At 40.5% G+C, this 11,541-nt stretch carries 9 protein-coding genes; 4 read left to right on the top strand and 5 right to left on the bottom strand.

Annotated elements, in window-relative coordinates; translation table 11 throughout:
- Positions 1-331 precede the first annotated feature (331 nt).
- From IQ226_RS01425 to IQ226_RS01410, 4 genes are all read left to right on the top strand, one after another.
- Complete coding sequence (locus tag IQ226_RS01425; protein ID WP_193891157.1) at positions 332-703, top strand: hypothetical protein; 372 nt, start codon at positions 332-334, stop codon at positions 701-703.
- A gap of 190 nt (positions 704-893) precedes the next feature.
- Complete coding sequence (locus IQ226_RS01420) at positions 894-2,024, top strand: TOMM precursor leader peptide-binding protein (protein ID WP_193891155.1); 1,131 nt, start codon at positions 894-896, stop codon at positions 2,022-2,024.
- A 215-nt stretch (positions 2,025-2,239) separates the two neighbouring features.
- Entirely contained in the window at positions 2,240-3,628 is a 1,389-nt protein-coding gene (locus IQ226_RS01415; protein ID WP_370567062.1) for a YcaO-like family protein, read from the top strand.
- A gap of 18 nt (positions 3,629-3,646) precedes the next feature.
- Positions 3,647-4,375 carry a SagB/ThcOx family dehydrogenase gene (locus IQ226_RS01410; RefSeq protein ID WP_193891153.1) on the top strand — a complete coding sequence of 243 codons (729 nt, stop codon included), beginning with the start codon at positions 3,647-3,649 and terminating at the stop codon, positions 4,373-4,375.
- 49 nt (positions 4,376-4,424) lie between these two features.
- On the opposite strand, the gene IQ226_RS01405 is transcribed toward IQ226_RS01410, so the two are convergent.
- From IQ226_RS01405 to IQ226_RS01385, 5 genes are all read right to left on the bottom strand, one after another.
- Positions 4,425-5,261 carry a carbohydrate ABC transporter permease gene (locus IQ226_RS01405; protein WP_193891151.1) on the bottom strand — a complete coding sequence of 279 codons (837 nt, stop codon included), beginning with the start codon at positions 5,259-5,261 and terminating at the stop codon, positions 4,425-4,427.
- Positions 5,258-6,160 carry a carbohydrate ABC transporter permease gene (locus tag IQ226_RS01400; protein ID WP_193891149.1) on the bottom strand — a complete coding sequence of 301 codons (903 nt, stop codon included), beginning with the start codon at positions 6,158-6,160 and terminating at the stop codon, positions 5,258-5,260. The genes IQ226_RS01405 and IQ226_RS01400 overlap by 4 nt, the downstream gene beginning before the upstream one ends.
- 72 nt (positions 6,161-6,232) lie before the next feature.
- Positions 6,233-7,483, bottom strand: coding sequence for an ABC transporter substrate-binding protein (locus IQ226_RS01395; protein WP_193891147.1), 1,251 nt, complete (start codon positions 7,481-7,483; stop codon positions 6,233-6,235).
- A gap of 182 nt (positions 7,484-7,665) precedes the next feature.
- Positions 7,666-9,723 (bottom strand): VWA domain-containing protein, encoded by a 2,058-nt coding sequence (locus IQ226_RS01390; protein ID WP_193891144.1) that lies wholly within the window; start codon positions 9,721-9,723, stop codon positions 7,666-7,668.
- 511 nt (positions 9,724-10,234) lie between these two features.
- A complete protein-coding gene (locus tag IQ226_RS01385; protein WP_193891142.1) occupies positions 10,235-11,512 on the bottom strand; it encodes a pitrilysin family protein in 1,278 nt (425 codons plus the stop codon).
- Positions 11,513-11,541 lie beyond the last annotated feature (29 nt).

Raw genomic sequence — 11,541 nt, 5'->3', positions numbered from 1 at the left:
AATTACTTTGAATTACAAGAGTTTAATGTACCATTAGCACAAGTTCATAAATTGAGCCTGAATCTATCAAGAGATAAAATAATACTACTCAAGAAAGAAGAAAATCTTCCAAAAAAAGATATTCTTGTAGAAGTTGGATAAGCAAATAAAGACATAATTGGCAATTCTGACAAGAGCAATTTTTATAAAAGACAAGGTTTTACGGAATATAAATCCCATTTGATAGTTGTCCAAACTGATCATAAATTGGTTTTGCTCTTTTGTGGACTAGTGAAATTCAAAAAATGAGTCTTCATGTTTATTGAATTCAAGTTAAAAGGAGTAAATGACAATGCTGGCAGAAAAAACACTGAGCCAATCAACAATAGAAATGCGTTTGGTAGATCAAGCCGACAAATTAGAAAAACTTCTGTTGTCTGAAGAGGAAATAGCAACTTTAGAAAAATTGGCAATGTCGGGAGTATTCGACTCTGAAACGACTCAAAGATGGTTTGCTAATTGCGGTGGCTGTGGTGGCTGTGCTGCTTGTAGACCTTGCGGTGGCTGTGGTGGCTGTGGTGGTTGTCGAGGCTGCGGCTGTCGTGGCTGTGGTGGTTGTAGACCTTGCGTTGGCTGTGGTGGCTGTGGTGGCTGTAAATTTGCCGATGATGGGACAGCATCAAATTTGATGGAAGATCTTGATGATCTGGGATTTGGATACTAATTAAACTCGGCGATAGAACGGTTATTTAGCTATTCTAGAAACCGAGTTTTTTGATTTCAAAATCATTGAACTTGGCTAGAAAATTCAACAAAAGCCCTGTTTTTATTCAATATTTTTTGGTATCCAAAACAGGGTTTTTATTTTTTCTGATTGCTATTGATAGCAGGATTCATTTTTGGCAATAAAGTCTATGAAATTAAATGATAGTCAGCGACTTCGGTTACTAGAACACGTTGTCATTAACGTGATGCCGGCAGATTGCAGTGGCGAAGAAAGTATGATATTTAATACAACACGGCGAACCCTGAGAGTACAGGGTCAAGCTCTGCATAATGTAGAAAAAATTGTTTTACCTTTACTAGATGGCGATCGCACAATAGGAGAAATCCGCGATGCTATTGGCGAACAATTGACCGATTCTTCCCTAAATCAATGTTTAGAATTTTTGATGGACAATCGCCTAGTGGAAGAGTCTTGGGAAGATAGAGATGATTTAGATAGTCATGCTTGTTTACTGCCGCAAATTAGTCTTTATCATGAATTAGGCTTTAACCAAAAAGATGCTCAAAAACACTTAGCTAATGCCAGGATTGCTGTTTTTGGACTGGGAGGTTCGGGACTGATAGCAGCAATTAATCTGGCTACTGCTGGTATTGGTTTTGTGCGTTTGTGTGATGATGCCTGTATCCTGCCGGCGGATTCCCTGTTGTCAGGTTCGGGATTGAATAAAATCGGTGCTTTTCGGGGTGTGGAAGCAGCGCGACAGATTGAAGCCATTGGTGGAATCACCCGAACTGAGATTATTACAGATGCTTTGAATGACGATGCAACCATCAATCCTTTGCTTGAGGATGTTGACCTCGTAATTGTTGCTACTGATGCCGTATCTGTAAATCTCGCCTATCGCTTGAATAGACTATGCCTGAAGATGCAGCGCCCATTGTTACCGGGTGGGGCGGCTGGGATTGAGGGAAATGTCGGTCCACTGGTTTTTGCCAAGGATGGACCGTGTTATCTATGCTATCGAATGCGGTCTATGGCTTGTTCTAAGTTTCCAGAGGCGGAATTGGCGGTTGAACAGTTACTCAACCGAGAACGGCGTTCTCAACCACGACTGCGGGAAAATTTACCGATAGGTCAGATGTTGGTGGGAAGTTATATGGCTCTTGATGCGGTAAAGATGATGCTTGGTCTACCTATGGCTACTGACGGAAAACTACTACATATAGACTTACTTAGTACAAAGCTGACTCACAATGTTGTTCTCAAAAAACCAGGTTGTCCCCATTGTTCAGGAAAACAGGTGACAGGGAACAGGTGACAGGTGATAGGGAACAGGTGACACAGGTGACAGGTGACAGGTGACAGGTGACAGGTGACAGGTGATAGGTGACAGGTGACAGGTGACAGGGAACAGGTGACAGGTGACAGGTGACAGGTGACAGGTGACAGGTGACAGGTGACAGGTGACAGGGAACAGGTGACAGGTGACAGGTGACAGGGAACAGGTGACAGGTGACAGGTGACAGGTGACAGGTGACAGGTGACACAGGTGACACAGGTGACAGTGTAAAAAGTCAAAACTCAGCACTGTTGATGATAGGAGAGAATACAGTGAATACAGCGATCGCTAGTCCCCGCTGGCAGGATTTAGTTAGCCCCCATACTGGCATTATCCGAGCCTTAGATAGATTTACCAAGCCTTATACAGAGTTCGATTTTCCGGTGTTGTGGCAAGCCGAATTAGCCAATTTCCAACTTCGTAAACAGCAGGACGATTTACGCTACGGTGTTGGTAGGGGGATGACGGATGAACAAGCCATTTTTGGGGCTGTGGGCGAAGCTATAGAAAGATACTGTGGTGGTATTGTTGATCATCGCCAACTAATGGTTGGTAGCTATGAAGAATTAGGTAATCGTGCCGTTTCTCCTGCGGTTTTTTCTCCTTTTTCTGACCAACAATACTCTCACCCCAATTTTCCTTTTCCAGCTTTTAATCCGACAACGCAGACTTCGTGGATGAATGCCCTTTCTTTATCCAGTAACCAACAGGTTTTAGTTCCAGCCTTTTTGGTTTATTTGGACTGGGACGGCAACCAACCAGGAGATTATATTTTACCTGTTAGTTCTAACGGTATGGCTAGTGGACCATCTTGGGAGTTTGCAGCCTACAGGGGTTTGTGCGAATTAATTGAACGTGATGCTTTCATCATTACCTGGTTAAATCGCTTACCTGCTCCGCGCATCTATTTTGACCACTTGCCAGGAATTGAGACGGAAATAGCCCGCCACTATGGCCGCTTTGGCATTGAGTTAGTTGTCTTCGAGTTGACTACTGATATTCAAGTCCCAGTTTTCATGGCTATGTTAATTGACCATTCGGGCAAAGGTCCCGCTGTTTCCACTGGGATGGGATGTCATCTTGATGGACCAACGGCTTTTCACAAGGCAGTTTTTGAAGTTTGTCAAGCTCGCTTTGGCGACATAGAACGGATGAAAACTGGGGCTGGGACTAATCTCCATCAATATAGTGATGTTCAGAATTTGGATGATCACAACGCTTTTTTTTACACAACTTCTCGGTTGAGTGAGTTGGATTTCTTATTTCATCATGATCAATCCTGCCAAGTTGAAGATATACCAACTTACGAATCTGCATCAGAAGCGGAGAATTTACAATCAGTAGTTGCCAAGTTGAATTCAGTGGGTGTTGAACCTTATGTAGTGGAAATTACCGCCCCTGATATCGCCTCTCTTGGTTTCCGAGTCGTGCGGACTTTAGCCAGTGAATTAGTCCCTATTTATTTTGGTTATGGACAAGAACCATTGGGAACTCGGCGGTTGTTTACAGTTCCAGAAAGGTTAGGTTATGGTGGACGACGAACTGAAAATGACCTCAATCCCTGTCCACATCCGATGGCTTAAAATGAGGAAATTAGAACAATGCACACAGTCAATGAACCTCTGGAGTTAGCTCTTCTGTATCATTTGAACTCTCCAGTCCCGAAAAGTTATGTCAAGCGTGTTCCGGCTACTGAACTGCGATATCTGCCAGAAGCTCCTTTTCTGGAATTGCCACCAGCACCACGGGATAACCCGCTGTCTGAGCTTTTAGCACGGCGTACTTCTGTGCGATCATTTGATAATCAGGTGATGCCACTTGTCTCCTTGGCGCAATTGCTGGATGCAGCCTGTGGAGTTAATGGACTGCGTGAGGTGGATAATCAGTGCTATGAGGCTCGTAATTCTCCTTCTGCGGGGGGACTTTATCCCCTGGAGGTGTTCGTATCTACACAAGCGGTAGCAGGTTTGGTTAGCGGACTATATCACTATGAACCTCGCGGACATGGGCTACATTGGGTGAATGATGCCGTACCAACGGATTTTATAGAAGCATTTTTGCAGCAAGATTATATTGTCAATGCTAATGCTCTGTTTGTGTTCACATCGGTTTTTACGCGCTCAATGGGCAAATATGGAGCGCGAGGCTATCGTTTTGCACTTTTGGAAGCTGGTCATCAAGCTGAAAATATAAGTTTAATGGCTGTGCAATTGGGGCTGGATAGTCTTTGTCTCGGTGGATTTCATGATCTGAGTTTAAACGGTATGTTGGGGATTGATGGGCAACGTCATGCGGCTATTTACTGTGTTGCTGTGGGCAGGAAAGGATGAATTTTTGCACGCAGAGGTGCGGAGGCGCAGAGAGGAAGAGTTTGAGGAATTATTCTTTACCACCGGTGAAGGTAATACCTTGAATTAAGTAGCGGTTAAAGAAGGCATAAATGGCTAAACCGGGTAGGGTAAATACCATTGAGGCTGCCATAATGTAATTCCAATAGCTGATATATTGACCTTTAAAGGTGTTTAGTCCCAAGGGTAAGGTGAACATTTCTGGGTCAAAAAGAATGACTACGGGGAGCAAAAAATTATTCCAACTGCCCATAAATACAAAAATCGCTTGTGCGGCTAATGCTGGTTTGGCTAGAGGTAAAACTATGTGCCAAAAAATTCCCCAGGCATTTAAACTATCTAGTTGACTGGCTTCTTCTAATTCTCTAGGGAAATTTACAAAGAATTGCCGCATCATGAAAATAAAGGTAGCATTAACCATACTCGGAACTATCATCCCTGGGTATGAGTTTAACCAACCAATGGTTTTGAGAATTAAAAATGTGGGAATTAGGGTAATTTGCGCTGGTACTACTAAGACTGCCAAAATTAGGAAAAACCAGAACTGTTTACCATGAAAGTTCAATCTAGCGAGGGCATAACCTGCCATTGAGTTAAATAGCAAGTTTAAAATCGTGACGGTAACGCCAATAATTACACTATTAAATAACCACCGCCAAAATAGGGGTTCTTGTAGAAATATTTGTTTGTAATTATCAAGGGTAAAATGTTTGGGAATGAAATTAAATTCACCACTAATGATTTCAGAGAGGGGCTTGAATGATGCGGAAAATGCCCAAAGAAAGGGAATTATGGTGATAATTCCATAAACTGTGAGGAAGATATATAATACAACTTTGAAAAAGAAAATATTAAAGATTTTATTCAAATTTTATAGCCTCCGAAAAATTGCTTTTGAATTAATGTGATGGTAATAATTACAGATGCTAGTAAAAAAGCGATCGCTGCACCATATCCCATCTGTAAATTCCGAAATACGGTTTGATAAATTAGTAAAACTAAGGTGAGAGTGGCGTTATTTGGTCCGCCAGTTCCTCCAGAAAATATATAAGATTGATCAAATAATTGAAAAGTCCCAATTATTCCCATTGCCATAACGAAGAAAGTCACCGGTTGCAATAAAGGTAAGGTAATATAAAGAAACTGTTCCCAACTATTCGCACCATCAAGTTTTGCGGCTTCGTAAAGGGTTTGGGGAATATCCTGTAAAGCTGCTAAATAAATCACCATAAAAAACGGCGCTGTTGACCAAATATTCATGATCATAATCCCTTTGAGGGCAACAGATGGATCTCCCAACCAATTATAAATAGGTAATTTTAGGAAAGCTAAAAAATTATTTAGAAGTCCATTTGTGTTATAAATCCACATAAAAATTAGTGTCAAAACTGCGGAAGATGTGACTGTTGGTAAAAAGTAAAGAATCCGCCACCAATTTTTCCCGCGAATGCCAGAATTAAGTGTTACTGCTAAACCTAAAGCTAAAATAGTTTGTGTGGGAACAACAACGGCTACATATTCGGCGGTATTTTTTAAAGCAATTCCTATTCTTTCATCTCTTAGTAATCTCTGGAAATTACCTAAGCTGAAAAAATGGTAATGAATCCCTCCCAACATTTGCACTTTGTGTAAGGAAAGAAATACGGCATAGAGAATAGGTAAAATTACAAATGTGCCTAAAACTAAAATACTGGGAGTTATGAATAAATAAGCTATTAGATTTTCTTTGATTTGTCTATTACAGTGATGTTCGGGTAAATGAAACACATTTTTATATCTCACGCAAAGGCGCAAAGGAAGAGAAAAATTGGAGTCGGGTACAAGTTTTAATTACAAACTCTACATATCTGCCTGAATTTGTTGATTGGCTGCATTTTGCGCTTTTAACATTGCTTGTTTTAATGGTTGTTGTCCTAGCAAAACACTAATAAATTGATTATCAAAGTTGTTGATAATTGCGGCGGGATACTTGCCTAATTGCCAGGGTGTGCCATAATTAACTCCTGCTACTAATGATGCTCTAAGAGGGTCTTGATCATAGCCTAATTGTTGTGCTACTGATTTACGGGCTGGTAATGCAAATCCTTTACTTGTCCATTTTTTCATGCCTTCTTTTCCTGTTAGATAGGAAATAAGTTTCCAAGCTGCAAGTTTATGCTGTGTTTGTTTATTCATGACATAAGCAACTGTAAAAACCATTGTTGCTTGCTGATTATTAATTTTAGGAATCTCTGCTGTGGCAAATTCTAGTTTAGGAAAGGTTTCTTGCAAGTAGGGAATTGCCCAATTACCCTCAATTACCATTGCTACTTTATTTTGCCCAAACATTTCACTCCCTGAATTTGTACCGACATCAGATTTTTGAGCGGAAGAACGGTCTTTTTGATATTGATTAATTACTAATTCTAAACCTTGCAAACCTGGATCATTGGCAAAGGTAGCATAACCATTTTTATCAATAATTTCTCCGCCAAAAGCGGTAATTTTATATGCCTGACGGGCTAATTCGGGAATTTCACCAAAGCCATATTTATTCAGTTTGCCTGTTAATTGTTTGGCATAGGTACGGAGTTGTTCCCATGTGGTTGGTGGATTGGTTAAACCAATTTGAGTAAATGCTTGTTTGTTATAAAATAGAGCCAGGGTGGAATAGTCTTTAGGTAAACCATAAATATGATTTTGGTAGGTAAAATTGTTGAGGAGGTTGGGTTCTATGTCTGTAAGATCAAATTTGGGGTTAATGTATTTATCAAGGGGTTCTAGAACATTCTGACCCATTAAAAAAGGGGCTTCTAAAGCATCGAGATAAAATACATCTGGTGCGGCTTCTCCTACTAGGCGGGTTTTAATCACATCCATATATTGATCGGCGATCGCTTCATATTTGACTTTGATCTGGGACTGCTGCTTTTCAAAGTCTTGGATTACCTGTTTTAACAGGGTTTGTTCTAGGGGATTACCTGTCCAACCACTGAGTTTGACGGTAATGGGTGGAGGTGATTTTGGTAATAGCAAATTATGACAACTAATCAGAGCGATCGCTATTGTGATTACCAATCCTAAGAAGCTAAATAATCTCTTTTTTCTCACAATTTAATTGAGATTAATTCTGAGTTGATATGGTTACTAATTTATTTCTCCTGCTGCCATAAATCATCTTTCTAGAGGATGGTTTTACAGCAATAAGATCATCAGATCCCCGACTTCTTTAAGAAGTCGGGGATCTGACTCTCACAACTTTTCAAACATCCTCTTAACCGTTCAGTATAGCATCACTTTCTGATCATCAAATCTCTAGATTTTTCTACTAAACGCATAAACTCACCCCGATAACCTTCCGTATCTTCCCCCTGACCTTGAGTTGCTAATTTCATTACCAAATCATAGTTAGCATTCCCTTTGTATTCAGAATCACGTAATATCATCCCAAAGGTTGCTACAGCAGCCGCAAATCTCAAATTAGTTGATGGTGTTTGGTTAATTTGAAAGTCGCTATCTTTGATAGTCTGAGTAATTAATTGACTGGTACTATCTTGAGGTAATTTATAACGGAGTTTCACCAACATCATCTCATTATCGGCAGTAGCGATCGCATTAACACCAGAACGCTGATACCGTAAAGGGTCTACCTGTGGTAATTTCACATCACTGTTTGTACCAGTGGGAATAATTTCATACAGTGCTGTTACAGAATGACCAGCGCCAATTTCCCCCGCATCTTTTTTATCATCATTGAAATCTTGGTTTTGCAACAGGCGGTTTTCATAGCCAATTAAGCGGTATGCTTGGACTTTAGCCGGATTAAATTCCACCTGAATTTTTACATCCTTGGCAATGGTAAACAATGTTCCCCGAATGTCATTAACTAGGACTTTTTTGGCTTCCAATAAGGTATCAATATAGGCGTAGTTACCATTACCTTGATCAGCTAGTTGTTCCATTTTGCCATCTTTATAGTTGCCGGTGCCAAATCCCAAGACTGTGAGGAAAATTCCCTGGTCTCGTTTCTGTTCAATTAATCTGGTCAATTCGGCATCACTGGAAACCCCGACGTTAAAATCTCCATCGGTAGCTAAAATAACCCTATTATTCCCAGATTTGAGGAAGTTTTGTTGAGCGATTTTGTAAGCTAATTCAATCCCCTGACCACCAGCAGTAGAGCCTCCAGCCTGTAAGCGGTCAATGGCTGCTAGAATTTTCGTTTTTTGATTTCCAGGGGTAGCAGCCAGGACTACACCCGCATTTCCGGCATAAACTACTAAACTTACCCTGTCTTGAGGACGTAACTTATTAACTAGCAATTTTAACGACTGTTGCACCAAGGGTAATTTATCGGGTTCACCCATAGAACCGGAGACATCAATTAAAAATACGAGGTTGCTGGGTGGTAAGGTTTCACTCTCTAAGCGTTTCCCTTGCAAACCTACCTGTACTAATTTATGTTGAGGATTCCAGGGAGCAGAAGTTACTTCGGTGGTGACGGAAAAAGGGCGATTTCCTGTGGGTTGAGGATAATTATAGGGGAAGTAGTTAATCAATTCTTCTATTCGTACTGCATCTTTAGGCGGTAATTGTCCTTGAGTAATAAACCGTCGCATATTACTGTAGGCTGCTGTATCTACATCTATGGAAAAGGTAGAAAGAGGTTCATTACCAACACGATGAAAGGGATTATCGTCAATGCGATTATAGTTCTCTGTATTGAATTTACCACCTGTTTGGGTTTCGGGGGCAACTAAGGCATTAATACTGCTACCAGCTTGAATTTTAGAAATCTGGGGACGGTTAACAGTAGACATTACTGGTGAACTAGGGGGTAATGGCAAGACTACGCCTGATGGTTTAGTCTTAGGAATAGATTGCTCTTGAAGGGGTTCTCTGGTAGGTTGAATAGGGGCGATATTGGTACGAACTTCTAATTTATCTGTATCTTGGGAATTGTTGAGAATTGCTAACTCTGGAGCAAATTCTTTTTGTAAGCGTTGTAGGGTTTGTAGGTCTGTTTGAGCAACTGTGGTGGGGTTATTTGCTATGAGTTCATTAAGGCGCTGTGAACAAGTATTCAAGACTGTAGCAAATTCTGTGCGAGTGACGGGAAGATTACCAAAGTTAGGAATGGAAACGACGCAACTATAATTATTAGCTAATGCCTGAAGTGCTTGGTAGTTGGGATGATTGGGTAAAATGGAGTTGGCTGAGGTGGTTGAATTGGCGGGAATTGCAACTGTCATGGACTGACGGAAAACGGCAATTCCTACTGTTGGTATTAATAACAGCAGTGTTAAAATACTGACGCGCTGCCACATTTGGGACTGAATCTGGTAAGACATTGCTAAATCCTCACACTCAAGAAAGATGTTTGCGCTGTTGCACTTACCTAGAATAGTCCTGAGCAGCCTAAAATTTGATTACCGTTACAGTTTTGGTAACTGTAAGTAGTCGGACAAAATTAAATTCACTCGTTGAGAGAGGGAACAGACCTGAGTTCGGTGTTAGGAGTTTCTCCTTCGGAGACGCTACGCGAACAGAGTTATGATTTTTTCAACGAGATCATCAGGGTTTGAGACTCATATTTGGGGCAGTTTTCCAAAAATTATCTTATGTCGAACTCAGGTGAACAGGGAACAGGGAACAGAAAAATCAGTTGTGTAATTAATTCTGTCCCATTACTTTAAGGGTTTAACAACTAATCTACGATTTTTATCTTTGTTTGATGAGGTTTAACTAAGTAGGTGAACACAATAAAACCAAACTTTGTAAAGAAATGTAAAATCGCCCAAACCCTCTTCAATCTTGCCTTTTGCCTTGCCATAACGACAATTTTTTTCAACGCCAACCTACTTAAACAGGTTTGATGACAACGACACCATAAGCATCTGGGGATAGATAATCTTTGGCTGTTTGGATTAAATCAGTGGCTGCTTGTGCTTGAATATATTGGGGATAATTAAAGGCTGGTTCTAAGTCACCAATCAATGACTGATAATAACCATACAACCCAGCGCGATCGCTTGGTGTTTCATTTCCAAATATAAACCGATTAGCTACTCGTTGTTGAACACGGGCAATTTCTGATTCTTTGACAAATTCTGTTTGTAATCTGCGAAGATGTTGAATAATTCCTGCTTCCACAGCCGCCAAATTTTCTACATCACATTTAGCAGAAATCGAAAACACACCTTGCAATAAATTATTCATATTACTCACAGAAATTGAAGATACCAGTCCCCGTTCTTCCCGTAAATCTTGCACTAATCTAGATGTTCTCCCATGTCCTAAAATACCCGCTACCACATCAAGTCCATAAGTTTCATCTAATTCCATCAATCCGGGAACTCGCCACATCATCACTAATCTGGCTTGTTGGAGAGTTTCATCAATAACTTCCCGACGAACTATTTCTGTAAATGCAGGTTCAGGAATGGCTGCTGTTTGTGTTAGTTTATTAGTTGTTTGTTGATAATTTTTATTAAATTCTTCCGCAATAATTTCTACTAATTCTTCTACTGGTAAATTCCCCACAGCCACTGCTGTAATTGACTGAGGTTGATACCAATGACTATGAAAATCTCGCATTTGTTGCGGTTTAACTTCAGAAATAACAGATTCGGGTCCAAGTACGGGACGACGATAGGGTAAGGAATCAAAAGCAGTTTCCATGACATGACGATAAATTCGTCGTCTGGGGTTATCTTCAGAACGTCTAATTTCTTCTAAAACTACTAATCTTTCCCGTTCAAAAGCATCATTAGGAATACTCGGATTACAAACAACATCTATTTGCAAAGGTGCTAATTCAGCAAAATCTTTAGGCGCAGTTGTGGTATAATAGTGAGTATAATCTTGGCTAGTAGCAGCATTAGTCACCGCACCACGTTCTTCAATCCGGCGTTCAAATTCACCACTAATGAGTTTTTGTGTACCCTTAAAAATCATGTGTTCTAAAAAGTGAGCCATACCATTAATAGCATCAGATTCCATTGCAGAACCAGTTTTTACCCAGAGGTTGAGATTAACTGCGTCTATTGGCATTTGTTCGGCGATAATCGTCAAACCGTTGGGTAGATGGTGCAGCTTAGGTGCATTAAGGCGTGGAAGTTTCAGCAGAGTTGATGTCATTGGTTGTGGTGAGTGAAGAGCTATGTTAC

This window comes from Dolichospermum sp. LEGE 00240 (assembly GCF_015207875.1).
In the GTDB taxonomy this organism is placed as follows: Bacteria; Cyanobacteriota; Cyanobacteriia; order Cyanobacteriales; family Nostocaceae; genus Dolichospermum; species Dolichospermum gracile.
The sequence above is the reverse complement of the archived record's forward strand: the minus strand, read 5'-3'. Positions and strand labels throughout refer to the sequence as shown.

Excerpts from the sequence above, each read along its gene's own strand:
- IQ226_RS01425 (WP_193891157.1), top strand. The coding sequence starts at position 332 with ATGCTGGCAGAAAAAACACTGAGCCAATCAACAATAGAAATGCGTTTG.
- IQ226_RS01420 (WP_193891155.1), top strand. The coding sequence starts at position 894 with ATGAAATTAAATGATAGTCAGCGACTTCGGTTACTAGAACACGTTGTC.
- IQ226_RS01385 (WP_193891142.1), bottom strand. The coding sequence starts at position 11,512 with ATGACATCAACTCTGCTGAAACTTCCACGCCTTAATGCACCTAAGCTG.
- IQ226_RS01390 (WP_193891144.1), bottom strand. The coding sequence starts at position 9,723 with ATGTCTTACCAGATTCAGTCCCAAATGTGGCAGCGCGTCAGTATTTTA.
- IQ226_RS01410 (WP_193891153.1), top strand. The coding sequence starts at position 3,647 with ATGCACACAGTCAATGAACCTCTGGAGTTAGCTCTTCTGTATCATTTG.